Source organism: Paraburkholderia sp. SG-MS1, assembly GCF_012275575.1.
Lineage (GTDB): Bacteria > Pseudomonadota > Gammaproteobacteria > Burkholderiales > Burkholderiaceae > Paraburkholderia.
Genome location: NZ_NPIH01000014.1, coordinates 1 through 13,015 on the forward strand (window position 1 = coordinate 1; position 13,015 = coordinate 13,015).

Annotated in this window: 13 protein-coding genes; 8 read left to right on the top strand and 5 right to left on the bottom strand. The window is 64.6% G+C overall.

All coding sequences use genetic code 11. The annotated features are described in order from the left end of the window. Both CIC12_RS01220 and CIC12_RS01225 read right to left on the bottom strand, forming a co-directional pair. The coding region (locus CIC12_RS01220) for a UbiH/UbiF family hydroxylase (protein WP_168661397.1) at positions 1-946 on the bottom strand (946 nt) is incomplete at its 3' end. A 90-nt stretch (positions 947-1,036) separates the two neighbouring features. Continuing rightward, positions 1,037-1,393, bottom strand: coding sequence for a hypothetical protein (locus CIC12_RS01225; RefSeq protein ID WP_342030495.1), 357 nt, complete (start codon positions 1,391-1,393; stop codon positions 1,037-1,039). Between the two features lie 327 nt (positions 1,394-1,720). On the opposite strand from CIC12_RS01225, the gene ychF reads away from it, so the two are divergent. Continuing rightward, the gene (gene ychF / locus CIC12_RS01230; RefSeq protein WP_168661402.1) at positions 1,721-2,815 is read left to right on the top strand and encodes a redox-regulated ATPase YchF; all 1,095 of its coding nucleotides are present in this window, start codon (positions 1,721-1,723) and stop codon (positions 2,813-2,815) included. On the opposite strand, the gene CIC12_RS01235 is transcribed toward ychF, so the two are convergent. Then, on the bottom strand, positions 2,805-3,026 hold the full coding sequence (locus CIC12_RS01235; protein WP_168661404.1) for a hypothetical protein: 222 nt from the start codon (positions 3,024-3,026) through the stop codon (positions 2,805-2,807). The genes ychF and CIC12_RS01235 overlap by 11 nt on opposite strands. Positions 3,027-3,190: 164 nt before the next feature. Between CIC12_RS01235 and ugpB the strand changes: the two genes are divergently transcribed. From ugpB to CIC12_RS01270, 7 genes are all read left to right on the top strand, one after another. Further along, the gene (gene ugpB, locus CIC12_RS01240; protein WP_168661406.1) at positions 3,191-4,516 is read left to right on the top strand and encodes a sn-glycerol-3-phosphate ABC transporter substrate-binding protein UgpB; all 1,326 of its coding nucleotides are present in this window, start codon (positions 3,191-3,193) and stop codon (positions 4,514-4,516) included. An 82-nt stretch (positions 4,517-4,598) separates the two neighbouring features. Continuing rightward, the gene (gene ugpA, locus CIC12_RS01245) at positions 4,599-5,483 is read left to right on the top strand and encodes a sn-glycerol-3-phosphate ABC transporter permease UgpA (RefSeq protein WP_168661408.1); all 885 of its coding nucleotides are present in this window, start codon (positions 4,599-4,601) and stop codon (positions 5,481-5,483) included. Next, on the top strand, positions 5,480-6,325 hold the full coding sequence (gene ugpE / locus CIC12_RS01250; RefSeq protein WP_168661410.1) for a sn-glycerol-3-phosphate ABC transporter permease UgpE: 846 nt from the start codon (positions 5,480-5,482) through the stop codon (positions 6,323-6,325). Before ugpA ends, ugpE begins: the two co-directional genes overlap by 4 nt. A gap of 96 nt (positions 6,326-6,421) precedes the next feature. Continuing rightward, positions 6,422-7,510 (top strand): sn-glycerol-3-phosphate import ATP-binding protein UgpC, encoded by a 1,089-nt coding sequence (locus CIC12_RS01255; protein WP_168661412.1) that lies wholly within the window; start codon positions 6,422-6,424, stop codon positions 7,508-7,510. Positions 7,511-7,570: 60 nt separating this feature from the next. Beyond that, on the top strand, positions 7,571-7,876 hold the full coding sequence (locus tag CIC12_RS01260) for a DUF3761 domain-containing protein (protein ID WP_168661414.1): 306 nt from the start codon (positions 7,571-7,573) through the stop codon (positions 7,874-7,876). A gap of 268 nt (positions 7,877-8,144) precedes the next feature. Then, positions 8,145-9,812, top strand: a complete 1,668-nt coding sequence (gene ettA, locus CIC12_RS01265) for an energy-dependent translational throttle protein EttA (RefSeq protein ID WP_168661416.1) — start codon at positions 8,145-8,147, stop codon at positions 9,810-9,812. Positions 9,813-10,192: 380 nt separating this feature from the next. Continuing rightward, on the top strand, positions 10,193-11,314 hold the full coding sequence (locus tag CIC12_RS01270) for a DUF748 domain-containing protein (RefSeq protein ID WP_168661418.1): 1,122 nt from the start codon (positions 10,193-10,195) through the stop codon (positions 11,312-11,314). A gap of 154 nt (positions 11,315-11,468) precedes the next feature. Here CIC12_RS01270 and CIC12_RS01275 read toward each other — a convergent pair whose 3' ends face one another. Together CIC12_RS01275 and CIC12_RS01280 are read right to left on the bottom strand one after the other, a co-directional pair. Continuing rightward, positions 11,469-12,092, bottom strand: a complete 624-nt coding sequence (locus tag CIC12_RS01275; RefSeq protein ID WP_168661420.1) for an HAD family hydrolase — start codon at positions 12,090-12,092, stop codon at positions 11,469-11,471. 33 nt (positions 12,093-12,125) lie between these two features. Continuing rightward, positions 12,126-13,015: M24B family metallopeptidase (locus tag CIC12_RS01280; protein WP_168661422.1), on the bottom strand; the 890-nt coding region annotated here is incomplete at its 5' end.

The window sequence follows — 13,015 nt, forward strand, 5'->3', positions numbered from 1 at the left end:
CCGTCTCGGCGAGCGCCGCGACGTCGCGCAAGCCCAAGTTCATGCCTTGCCCCGCCAGCGGATGAATCAGATGCGCGGCATCGCCGACCAGCGCGACGCGCGGCGCCACCAGCCGGTCCACCGTTTGCAGCGCGAGCGGGAAGCCCTGCGCGGGCGTCACGCATTCGAGCGCGCCAAACTGGCCACCGCTCACGCGCTCCACTTCGGCGCCGAGCTGCGCCGGATCGAGCGCGAGCAGTTGCTCGGCGTGCTCGGTGCGCGCCGACCAGACCAGCGACACATGGCCATCCGGCATCGGCAGCAACGCGATGATTTCGCCGTCGCGGAACCACTGGCAGGCGGTTTCGCCGTGCGGCTTGCCAGCCTTGAAGTTGGCGACCACGCCGGTTTGCCGGTAGTCGCGACGGTTCATCTTCGAGCCAATTTGCGCACGCACCCACGAATGCGCGCCGTCCGCGCCGACCACCAGATCGGCCTCGACGACATTGCCGTTCGCGAGACCGACGCTCGCGCTCTCGGCGGTGAAGTCCAGCGCCTGAGCGCGCGAGTCGATCCAGGTGAGATTCGGCTGGAAGCGCAGCGCTGCATCCAGGGCGCGCTCGATCACCGACGACTCGACGATCCACGCCAGTTGCGGCACCGACGCCTGAAACGCGGAGAAATGCAGCTCGGCATGGGCGTCGCCGTAGACCCGCATGTCGTAGACGGGCCCGAGCCGCAACAGATCGAGCGCCTGCCAGACCCGCAAACGCTCGAGCAGCGCCTGCGAACTCGACGACAACGCATAGACCCGCGAATCGAAAGCGGCGCCGGCGGGCAGTGCCGCACAAGCTTGGGCGAGCAGCGCCACGCGCAGGCCGCCTTGCGTGAGCGCGAGCGCCGCGGTCTTGCCGACGAGCCCGCCGCCGATCACGGCGACATCAAAGGTCTGGTGGTGTGCGTTCATCCGCGCATTATAGCCGCGGGGATTGCGGGGGACGGATCGGCGCGTGCGGCAATTGCGCCCGAAAAATCGGGGCTGGCGGACGCCTGAGAGCTAGTGCTGTGAACCGGACGCCATCGCCGCATTCGCTTCGCGCAGACGCATGAAGCGCGGGTCGGACTGGAGAATGCGCCATGCGCTCGCTTCGAGTTGCGCTTTGCGCTCGCGCTGGTCGCCGCGTACGGCGCAATCGGGGAAGACCTGGTCGTACACGCGCCACAGTGATTCGAAGTCGTTTTTATCGGCGAATTGCGCGATGCGCGCCCGATCGTGCTGCGTCAGGTGGTTCGTGAGGCACTCGACCGTCTGGCGGTCCGTGTTGGCCTGTGCTTCGTCGAAATTCTGCGACAACCACGTCGCGACCGCCCCGCCGACCAGCACCACCGCCACGCCGGTTCCCAGCCATCTCACTACTCGCACATCCATCCCCCGGAAAAGAGCTCTGACGGCCCTGAGCCGTCGATTCTACAGTGGCCGCACAAAAACGGGCGCAGATCGCGTCCGCCGCACGTCCGTTCAACGCGCCCGGCTTTCCCGCCAGCGCACCGGTCCGCCCACCCGAACGGGTTACAATTGCGTTTTCCGTGAAAACTCGCACTCAATCGTCGAGCCAACGCCCCGATTCGGTGACCTGTCCCGCTCCGCTGCGTTTGCCCCCGCGCCACTCGCGAAGGCTTTCCGAAGCCGCACCCAGCGTCGAGCGCATCACGCAACTTACTGATTCACTGAAGGATTTCCATGAGCCTCAAATGCGGCATCGTCGGCCTGCCTAACGTCGGCAAGTCCACCCTGTTCAATGCGCTGACCAAGGCGGGCATCGCCGCCGAGAACTATCCGTTCTGCACGATCGAGCCGAACGTCGGCGTGGTCGAGGTGCCGGACGCGCGTCTGAACGCGCTCGCCGAGATCGTCAAGCCGGAGCGCATCCTGCCGGCGGTGGTGGAGTTCGTCGACATCGCCGGTCTGGTGGCGGGCGCCAGCAAGGGCGAAGGCCTCGGCAACCAGTTCCTCGCGAACATCCGCGAAACCGACGCGATCACGCACGTGGTGCGCTGCTTCGAAGACGACAACGTGATTCACGTCGCGAACAAGGTCGATCCGCTGTCGGACATCGAAGTGATCAACACTGAACTGGCGCTGGCCGACCTCGCCACCGTCGAAAAGGCGCTCGCGCGCTATTCGAAGGCCGCCAAGTCGGGTAACGACAAGGAAGCCGCGAAGAATGCCGCCGTGCTGGAAAAGGTGCGTGCGCAACTCGACCAGGCCAAGCCCGTCCGCGCGCTCGATCTGTCGGACGACGAGAAGGCGACGCTCAAGCCGTTTTGCCTGATCACCGCGAAGCCGACCATGTACGTGGCCAACGTGAAGGACGACGGTTTCGAAAACAATCCGCATCTCGACGCTGTGGCGAAGTTCGCGGCTGCCGAGAACGCGCCGGTCGTGGCCGTTTGCGCGGCGATCGAAGCGGAAATCGCCGACCTCGACGAAGCCGACATGGAAGTGTTCCTCGCCGACATGGGCATGGAAGAGCCGGGCCTGAATCGCGTGATCCGCGCGGGCTTCAAGCTGCTCGGCCTGCAAACCTACTTCACTGCCGGCGTGAAGGAAGTGCGCGCATGGACGATCCATATCGGCGATACTGCGCCGCAAGCGGCGGGTGCGATTCACACGGACTTCGAGCGCGGCTTCATTCGCGCGCAGACGATCGCGTTCAACGACTTCATCACCTACAAGGGTGAACAAGGCGCGAAGGAAGCTGGCAAGATGCGCGCGGAAGGCAAGGAATACGTCGTGCATGACGGCGACGTGATGAACTTCCTGTTCAACGTGTAACGGCCGGATCCGCCTTCCAAAAAAAGCCCGCTTCCAGCGGGCTTTTTTTTGCCGCCAGCCGATTGCAAAGGAGCGCGAACCACTCGCGCGGCTTCGTCACAGCTCCGCTGCGGGTGCCGGTCACCGCACCGACGCCACCGGCATCGCCCAATTCGATTGTTTCCGTTTCACGACAGCCGATGTTAAATTGCGGCTTCCGGCGCCCGGCCATCCGCGCCCCCGCCGCCCGGCCGCCGAAGCCGCAACCGACGCCGGTCTGTCATCGAACACAAATAGAATCGCGCGATTCGCATCCGCGCCCGTTCCGCACTGCCGTGCATGGGATCGGATCAAGTGCTCAAGCACCCACTCCGATCGACACAGGAGACACAATCGATGAATTGCAAGCCGCTGTTCCGTTCACTGTCCATTGCCGCCGCGCTGAGCGTCGGCTTGAGCCAGGCCGCCCACGCCGCGACCGAAATCCAGTTCTGGCACGCGATGGAAGCCGCGCTGGGCGAACGTCTGAACGACATCGCCAACGACTTCAACAAGTCGCAAAGCGACTACACGATCGTGCCGGTGTTCAAAGGCACCTACGACCAGACGCTTGCCGCCGGCATCGCCGCGTATCGCAGCGGCAACGCGCCGGCCATCCTGCAGGTGTACGAAGTCGGCACCGCCACGATGATGCAGGCGAAGAAGGCCGTGATCCCCGTCACCGACGTGTTCAAGCAGGCAGGCGTGCCGCTCGACCAGAAGGCGTTCGTGCCGACCATCGCAAGCTATTACAGCGACGCGAAAACCGGCCAGCTGATCTCGATGCCGTTCAACAGCTCGACGCCAGTGCTCTACTACAACAAGGACGCGTTCAAGAAGGCCGGGCTCGACCCGAACCAGCCGCCGAAGACCTGGGCCGAATTGCAGGCCGATGCGCAGAAGCTGAAGGCGTCGGGCATGTCATGCGGCTATTCGTCGGGCTGGCAGAGCTGGATTCAGCTCGAGAACTACAGCGCGTGGCATGCTGCGCCGTTCGCGTCGAAGAACAACGGTTTCGATGGCCTCGACGCGCAGCTCGAATTCAACAAGCCGCTGCAGGTCGCGCACATCCAGTTCCTGCAGAACATGCAGAAGGACGGCACCTTCACCTATGTCGGCCGCAAGGACGAACCGGTGTCGAAGTTCTATAGCGGCGACTGCGGCATCGTCACGAACTCGTCGGGCTCGCTCGCCACGATCAGGAAGTACGCGAAGTTCAACTTCGGCACCGGCATGATGCCGTACGACGCCAGCGTGAAGGGCGCGCCGCAGAACGCAATCATCGGCGGGGCGAGCTTGTGGGTGTTGTCGGGCAAGGATCCGGCCGTCTACAAGGGCGTGGCGAAGTTCCTCGCGTATCTGAGCTCGGCGCCGGTGGCCGCGAAGTGGCATCAGGACACGGGTTACTTGCCAGTCACGACGGCCGCCTATGACCTGACGCGCCAGCAAGGCTTCTATGAGAAGAACCCCGGCAGCGACACGGCAATCCGCCAGATGCTCAACAAGCCGCCGCTGCCGTTCACGAAGGGCTTGCGTCTGGGCAACATGCCGCAGATCCGCACGGTGATCGACGAAGAACTCGAACAGGTGTGGGCACAGAAGAAGACGCCGCAACAGGCGCTCGATTCGTCGGTTTCGCGCGGTGACGAGCTGCTGCGCCGCTTCGAGAAAGCCGGCACCTAGGCAGGCAAGCCGGCGTTCACCGGCAGGGTTTCGGCGCGCTCGCGCCGAAACCCATGGTCGCAGCCAACCCAGGAAATCTTCGATGGAAAAGCGCTCCAGCTTCGGCACTAGTCTGCTGCCCTATCTGCTCGTCGCGCCGCAACTCGCGATCACGCTGCTGTTCTTCCTGTGGCCGGCCGGCGAGGCGCTCTGGCAAGCCACGCAGAGCCAGGATGCGTTCGGCACGTCGAGCGAGTTCGTCGGGCTCGCCAACTTCAGGCAGCTGCTCGCCGATCCGCTCTATCTGTCGTCGTTCAATACGACATTGATCTTCTGCGCGCTCGTCACCGTGTCGGGGCTCGTGATCTCGCTGCTGCTCGCGGTCTGCGCCGATCGGGTGACGCGCGCCGCGAAGACCTATCAGACGCTCCTGATCTGGCCGTACGCGGTCGCGCCCGCGATCGCCGCGGTGCTGTGGTCGTTCCTGTTCAATCCGAGCATCGGCCTCATCACCTTCGCACTCGCGAAGTACGGCATCGTGTGGAATCACGCGCTGAACGCGGGCCAAGCGATGTTTCTGGTGGTGCTCGCGTCGGTCTGGAAACAGATCAGCTACAACTTCCTGTTCTTCTATGCGGGCTTGCAGGCGATTCCGCGTTCGCTAATCGAAGCCGCCGCGATCGATGGCGCGGGTCCGGTGCGGCGCTTCTTCGGCATCGCGCTGCCGTTGCTGTCCCCGACCAGTTTCTTCCTGCTGGTGATCAACATCACCTACGCGTTCTTCGACACCTTTCCGGTGATCGACGCCGCGACCGGCGGCGGCCCCGCGCAAGCGACCCGCACGCTGATCTACAAGATCTTCGCCGAAGGCTTCCAGGGGCTCGACATCGGCAGCTCGGGCGCGCAGTCGGTGATCCTGATGGTGATCGTCGTCGCGTTGACGGTCGTGCAATTCCGCTTCATCGAACGCAGGGTTCAATACTCATGATCGAGAACCGCCGCGGTTTCGACCTGTTCTGTCACGCGGTGCTGATTCTCGGCGCCGCGCTCGTGGTGTTTCCGGTGTACGTCGCGTTCTGCGCCGCGACGATGAGCGAGCACGAGGTATTCACCGTGCCGCTGTCGCTCGTGCCGGGCGCGCATCTGTTCGAGAACGTCGCGACCATCTGGTCGCACGGTAGCGGCAATGCGGCGGCACCGTTCGGCCGCATGCTGTTCAACAGTCTCGTGATGGCGCTGGCGATCTCGATCGGCAAGATCGCCGTGTCGATGATCTCCGCGTATGCGATCGTGTTCTTCCGCTTCCCGTTTCGCATGCTGTCGTTCTGGCTGATTTTCATGACGCTGATGCTGCCGGTCGAAGTGCGGATCTTCCCGACCGTGCAGGTCGTGTCGTCGATGCATCTGAGCAACACGTACAGCGGTTTGACCTTGCCGCTGATCGCGTCGGCCACCGCGACGTTCCTGTTTCGCCAGTTCTTCATGACGCTGCCCGACGAGCTGATGGAAGCGGCGCGCATCGACGGCGCGGGCGCCATGCGCTTCTTCTGGGACGTCGTGCTGCCGCTGTCGAAGACCAACATGGCCGCCCTCTTCGTGATCACCTTCATTTACGGCTGGAATCAATATCTGTGGCCGATCCTGATCACGAGCCAGCAATCGCTGATGACCGCGGTGGTCGGCATCCGCAGCATGATCGCGTCCGGCGACACCGCGACCGAATGGCACCTCGTGATGACCGCGACGCTGCTCGCGATGCTGCCGCCGCTCGCCGTCGTGCTGACGATGCAGCGCTGGTTCGTGCGCGGGCTGGTGGATTCCGAGAAGTAATCGCGCCAGCGCGGTATGGCGACACCCGGACACGACGACGGCATTGAACAGAAAACACCGCACACCGCGCGGCAAGCAACGAAAGGCTAAAACGGCATGGCTGCACTGACTCTGCAAGGCGTTAAAAAAACCTATGACGGCAAACAGTTCGTGTTGCACGGCATCGACGTCGACGTGGCCGACGGCGAGTTCGTCGTGATGGTCGGGCCGTCCGGATGCGGCAAGTCGACGTTGCTGCGGATGGTCGCGGGACTCGAACGCATCTCCGACGGCCGCATCTCGATCGCCGGCAAAGTGGTCAACGAACTGGAGCCGAAGGATCGCAACATCGCGATGGTGTTCCAGAACTACGCGCTGTATCCGCATATGAGCGTCGCCGAGAACATGGGCTACGCACTGAAGATCGCGGGCGTCGAGCGCCAGCAGATCGCGAAGCGCGTGCAGGCCGCCGCGCAGATTCTCGAACTCGAAGCGCTGTTGCAACGCAAGCCGCGCGAGCTGTCCGGCGGACAACGGCAGCGCGTCGCCATGGGCCGCGCGATCGTGCGCGAGCCGGCGGTGTTTCTGTTCGACGAACCGTTGTCGAATCTCGACGCGCGTTTGCGCGTGCAGATGCGCCTCGAAATTCAGCGGCTGCATGCGCGCCTCGCCACCACGAGCCTATACGTGACGCACGATCAGATCGAAGCGATGACACTCGCGCAGCGTGTGATCGTGATGAACAAGGGCCATGCCGAGCAGATCGGCGCGCCGACCGAGGTCTACGAGCGGCCGGCGACCGTGTTCGTCGCGAGCTTCATCGGCTCGCCAGGGATGAATCTGCTGGAAGGCCGCGTCTCCGATGATGGCGCGACGTTCGACGTCGCCGGCAACGGTCCGAAGCTGCCGTTGGCGGGTGTGGCGTCGATCTGCCGGGACGTTGTCAAAGGCCGCGAGTGGACGCTCGGCATTCGCCCGGAGCACATGAGCCCTGGGCACGCGGACGCCTCGCGTGCGACGCTCGGCGTCGATTCTTGTGAGTTGCTCGGCGCGGACAATCTCGCGCACGGCCGCTGGGGCAAGCACGATGTGACGGTGCGCTTGCCGCACGCGCATCGGCCCGCGGCGGGCGAGGCGTTGCAAGTGGCGTTGCCGGCGGCGCATCTGCATTTCTTCGATCCAGTGACGGGACGGCGCGCTAACTGAGCCCCGGCCGAAGCGCACACACATTCGCGCATGACCAGAATAACAATCACCCGAAAGAGCATGACAGGCATCCCTCTCACGCGCCTCGGCCGCCATGCGGCGGTGGCCGTCGCGTTGTTGTTCGGCGTGGCGGCAGCGCCGGCGCTCGCTTACGTCGCCCCGGGCTCGACACCCGACGAAGCCGACCTCAGCAATCACAACACCTACACCAATCGCGACGGCAACACCGTCCACGCGCCAGCCCGTGCACTGTCCGGCAAAGCGCCGCAAGGTGCGAGCGCGCGCTGCCGCGACGGCACCTACAGCTTCAGCCGACATCGCGGCGGCACCTGTTCGCGACACGGCGGCGTCGCCGACTGGCTCTGAGCATCCACGCCGCCGCGCGCATCGACACACGAGCCGACCTCCGAGACCATGCGCCGCCCCTGCCGCCCCACCCGCCGCGCGAAGTACAATGCCACCTGAACCACCCGCCCGCGCGCGGGGCGTCGCGAAGTTCGACGCCGCGCTCGATGCCGCGCCGGCCGGCGCCGGGCATGCCGCCTGGCCTCAACACCGCTAACACCGATTACCCATCCACCCAACGACTGCCCGCCCCCTCGCGGCCGGCGTCGTCAACGTCTATTGCAAGCAAATGGCCCAATACGTCTTCACCATGAACCGGGTCGGCAAGATCGTGCCGCCCAAGCGTCAAATCCTGAAAGACATCTCGCTGTCGTTTTTCCCTGGCGCGAAGATCGGCCTGCTCGGCCTGAACGGCTCGGGCAAGTCGACGCTGATCCGCATCATGGCCGGTGTGGACAAGGACATCGAAGGCGAAGCCACGCCGATGCCGAACCTGAACATAGGCTATCTGCCGCAGGAACCGCAGCTCGACCCGACCAAGACGGTGCGTGAAGCCGTGGAGGAAGGTCTCGGCGACGTGTTCAATGCGCAGAAAAAGCTCGACGAAATCTACGCGGCCTACGCCGAGCCGGACGCCGACTTCGACGCGCTCGCCGCCGAGCAGGCGAAGTACGAAGCGATCCTCGCCACGTCGGATGGCGGCAGCGCCGAACAGCAGATCGAAATCGCCGCCGACGCGCTGCGCCTGCCGGGCTGGGACGCGAAGATCGAACATCTGTCGGGCGGCGAGAAGCGCCGCGTCGCGTTGTGCAAGCTGCTGCTCGAAAAGCCCGACATGCTGCTGCTCGACGAGCCGACCAACCACCTGGACGCGGAATCGGTCGACTGGCTCGAACAGTTCCTGACGCGCTTCCCGGGCACCGTCGTCGCCGTGACCCACGACCGCTACTTTCTCGATAACGCCGCCGAGTGGATCCTCGAACTCGACCGCGGCCACGGCATTCCGTGGAAGGGCAACTACAGCAGCTGGCTCGATCAGAAGGAAGAGCGCCTGAAGCAGGAAGAGTCGTCGGAATCGGCGCGTCAGAAGGCGATCAAGAAGGAGCTGGAGTGGGTGCGCCAGAATCCGAAGGGCCGCCAGGCGAAGTCGAAGGCGCGTATCGCCCGCTTCGAGGAACTGAACAGCCAGGACTACCAGAAGCGCAATGAAACGCAGGAAATCTTCATTCCGGTCGGCGATCGTCTCGGCAATGAAGTGATCGAGTTCAAGAACGTCAGCAAGTCGTATGGCGATCGTTTGCTGCTCGACGACGTCAGCTTCAAGATTCCGGCGGGCGCGATCGTCGGCATCATCGGGCCGAACGGCGCGGGTAAGTCGACGCTGTTCCGCATGCTGACCGGCCGTGAACAGCCGGATTCGGGCGAGATCGTGCAGGGCCCGACCGTCAAGCTCGCGTACGTGGACCAGAGCCGCGACGCGCTCGACGGCTCGAAGACCGTGTTCGAGGAAATCTCCGGCGGGGCGGACGTGCTGACGGTCGGCAAGTACGAAACGCCGTCGCGCGCGTACATCGGCCGCTTCAACTTCAAGGGCGGCGATCAGCAGAAGGTCGTCGGCAATCTGTCGGGCGGTGAGCGCGGCCGGCTGCATCTGGCCAAGACGCTGATCGCGGGCGGCAACGTGCTGCTGCTCGACGAACCGTCGAACGACCTCGACGTCGAAACGCTGCGCGCGCTGGAAGACGCCTTGCTCGAGTTCGCGGGCTCGGTGATGGTGATCTCGCACGATCGCTGGTTCCTCGACCGGATCGCGACGCACATCCTCGCGTTCGAAGGCGATTCGCAAGTCGCGTTCTTCGACGGCAACTACCAGGAATACGAAGCGGACAAGCGCGCCCGTCTTGGTGAAGAGGCTGCGCGTCCGAAGCGTCTGCGTTACAAGCCGATCACCCGGTAACGTGGCGTTCGGCGGCCACGCCTCGTGCGTGTGAGGCGGGCCGCTTTGCTGTTTCGTTTCATGGGTTCGCCTGACCGGTTCGCCTTGTCCGTCCGTTCCGGCTGCGTGTATCGGATCGTATAGGCGACTGTTTCGCTCGCCGCGGCTTCTCTCGCCAGAGGGGTGACGCCCGTGCCGGCACACCATGGCGGTGCCACCCGCGCGGCACGTCGGATGAAATGGGCGGCAGGGCACACGCCTTGCGAGTCGCGGCGTGATACATCTCGTCGTTCTGGCAGATGCAGCCTGTCCCGCCGGAATAGACATGCGCCCGAGCGGCGCATGCAAACCAAAACCAGTCACAGCCGCACCGCGCACCACGTGGTGACGAGGAGGCAAGCATGGCGATGTCGAAGGGCAAGCGCTGGTTGGTCGCCATCGGCGGCGTGTTGCTGGTGCTGATCGTCCTCGCGGTCGGCGCGCTGAGGTTCGCGCAGCAGGAGGTCAAGAATCGCCTCGTGGCGGCGCTCGGCCCGCTCGGCAGCGCCGAAAGCATCGACGTCGGCCTGACCTCGATTCATCTCACGCGCGTGCTCATCAAGGCGCCGCCCGGCTGGCCGGCCGGCGACCCGCTCAGAGCCGACGAGATCACCCTCACCCCCGACATCCGCGATCTGCTGGCGCGGCGCATGCATATCCGCAGCGTGGTGGTGCGCGGCTTCGACATGGCCGTGCTGCGCACGAAGGACGGATCGATCAACCTGCTGCCGAATCTGCGGGAAGCAGTGAACCGCTCCGATGGCGACACCGGCGCTGTGGTGACGCCCGCCTCGCACGAGAAGCAGGTCGATCACATCCGCTTCGAGCAGGGCAAATTCCATTTCTACGACATGACGGTCGGGCCGCCACCGTTCAAGGTGACGGTCAGCAACGCCAACGCGAGCGTCGACAATCTGAAACTGCCCGCGCTCACCGAGCCGACCAACGTCAGCGTCAGCGGCTCGATCAAAGGCCCGGCGCATACGGGCACCGTGTCGTTCGGCGGCTGGATCAAGATCGCCAGCAGGGATTCGCAGACCACCAGCCAGCTACGCGGCATCGACATCGTGATGCTCGATCCGTATTTGCTGAAAAAGGCCGGCGCGCGGGCGCAGGTGACGGGCGGCACCGTCGACCTGACGGTTGAATCGACGGTGCGCAACTATCGTTTGCACGCACCCGGCACCGTGACGGTCCACAATCTGCAACTCGCCGAGAGCGGCAATCCGTTCGACACCTTTCTCTCGATCCCGACCAAGGCGGCCGTCGCCGCGCTCAAGGCGCACAACGGCGATATCACGCTGCATTTCGTGCTGGACGGAGATCTGCGCGACCCGACATTTTCGGTACGGGAAGGCATCATGATGCGGCTCGGCGCGGGCTTTGCGAAGGCGTTGGGCGTGAGCGTCGAAGGCGTGGCAAAAGGCGCGGGGGAGACGGTGAAAGGGTTGGAGAACGCGTTGAAGAACCTGCTGGGTCAGTAGTTCGGGAGGCGGTGGGGACGTGGGGGCCGCTCGCGTGCAGACCACGGCAGGCGAGCCGGGCGCAATAGTGAAGTGAAACGAAGGCCGCGGCGCTGCGAATAAAGCGCACGCGCCCTTCTCCCTCGTGGCGCCGTTCAAACGAGCTTCGCGCGCCTCACACCGGCAGCCCCAATTCGCGCAGCTTCGCTTCGGTCTGCGTGGCGCCGGTGTGATGCACGCCGTGCCAGCCGAGCGCGCTCGCGGCTTGCGCGTTCTTCAGATTGTCGTCGATGAAAACAAGTTCGCCTGGCTGGACGCCTGGCATCTGCACGTCGATGCGCTCGCGCATGGCCGCGAAGATCGCCGGATCCGGCTTCACGAGCCCAACCCGCCCCGACACGACGATGTCGCGAAACCGCCGCAGCACCGGGTAATGCTCCCATGCGTACGGAAAAGTCTCGGCCGACCAGTTGGTGAGTCCGAACAGCGGCACGTCGGCGGCTTCGAGCTTTTCCATGATCGCAACGCCCTCCTCCAGCACGCCGGCCACCATCTCGTGCCAGCGCTCGTAGAACGCGCGGATCAACACTTCGTGATCGGGAAACTTCGCGATCAGTTCGTCGGTAGCCTCGACGATCGGCTGGCCGCCGTCCTGACGGATCACCCAATCCATCGAGCAGACGTGCGTCAGAAACCAGCGACGCTCGGTGTCGTCCGGAATCAGCTCGCGATACAGATACTCCGGACTCCAGTCGATCAGCACACCGCCGAAATCGAACACCACTGCCTTGATCGCCATGCGTTCTCCGTTAGCCGACTTTGGTCGCGGCGCTCAGATGGGTTGCGTGCGCAGTTCGAGCCACGCCTTCGCGTCGCCCGACACGTGCGGCGCCAGGCGCGTGCGCACCGTTTCGTGATATGCGTTGAGCCACGCGCGCTCGTCCTCGCGCAACAGCGACAGCTCGAGGCAGCGGGTGTCGATCGGGCACAGCGTCAACGTCTCGAACTTGAGGAAGTCGCCGAATTCGGTTTTGCCGGCGGCCACGTTGAGCACGAGATTTTCAATCCGCACGCCCCACTTGCCAGGCCGGTAAATGCCCGGTTCGACCGAAGTAATCATGCCTTCCTCCATCGCGGTCCACGGTTCGGCGGGCGCGTAGTGCGAAATGACCTGCGGGCCTTCGTGCACGTTCAGGAAGTAGCCCACCCCGTGGCCGGTGCCGTGGCCGTAATCGGCGCCCGCTTCCCAGATCGGCGCGCGCGCGATCGCGTCGAGCGTCGGCGAACGGACGCCGCGCGGGAACTGCGCGCGCGACAGCGCCATCGTGCCCTTGAGCACGATCGTGAAATCGCGCCGCTGCGCGTCGCTGGGCGTGCCGATCGGCACCACGCGCGTGATGTCCGTCGTGCCGCTCAGATACTGCGCGCCAGAGTCGATCAGCAGCAGGCCATCGCCCTCGATCACCGAATGCGATTCCTCGGTCGCGCGGTAATGCGGCATCGCGCCGTTCGCATTGAAGCCCGCAATCGTCGCGAAGCTCAATGACACGAAGCCCGGACGGCGCGCGCGCGCGGCCGACAGGCGTTCGTCGATGGTCAGTTCGGTGATCGTCTCGCGGCCCAGGGCGCTTTCGAACCATGCGAAGAATTCGGCCAGCGCCGCGCCGTCCTGCTCCATCGTCGCTCGCACATGCCCGGCTTCCGCCGCGGTCTTGCACGACT

Excerpts from the sequence above, each read along its gene's own strand:
- CIC12_RS01270 (WP_168661418.1), top strand. The coding sequence starts at position 10,193 with ATGGCGATGTCGAAGGGCAAGCGCTGGTTGGTCGCCATCGGCGGCGTG.
- ychF (WP_168661402.1), top strand. The coding sequence starts at position 1,721 with ATGAGCCTCAAATGCGGCATCGTCGGCCTGCCTAACGTCGGCAAGTCC.
- CIC12_RS01275 (WP_168661420.1), bottom strand. The coding sequence starts at position 12,092 with ATGGCGATCAAGGCAGTGGTGTTCGATTTCGGCGGTGTGCTGATCGAC.
- CIC12_RS01260 (WP_168661414.1), top strand. The coding sequence starts at position 7,571 with ATGACAGGCATCCCTCTCACGCGCCTCGGCCGCCATGCGGCGGTGGCC.
- ugpE (WP_168661410.1), top strand. The coding sequence starts at position 5,480 with ATGATCGAGAACCGCCGCGGTTTCGACCTGTTCTGTCACGCGGTGCTG.
- CIC12_RS01235 (WP_168661404.1), bottom strand. The coding sequence starts at position 3,026 with ATGGCCGGGCGCCGGAAGCCGCAATTTAACATCGGCTGTCGTGAAACG.
- ettA (WP_168661416.1), top strand. The coding sequence starts at position 8,145 with ATGGCCCAATACGTCTTCACCATGAACCGGGTCGGCAAGATCGTGCCG.
- CIC12_RS01255 (WP_168661412.1), top strand. The coding sequence starts at position 6,422 with ATGGCTGCACTGACTCTGCAAGGCGTTAAAAAAACCTATGACGGCAAA.
- ugpA (WP_168661408.1), top strand. The coding sequence starts at position 4,599 with ATGGAAAAGCGCTCCAGCTTCGGCACTAGTCTGCTGCCCTATCTGCTC.
- ugpB (WP_168661406.1), top strand. The coding sequence starts at position 3,191 with ATGAATTGCAAGCCGCTGTTCCGTTCACTGTCCATTGCCGCCGCGCTG.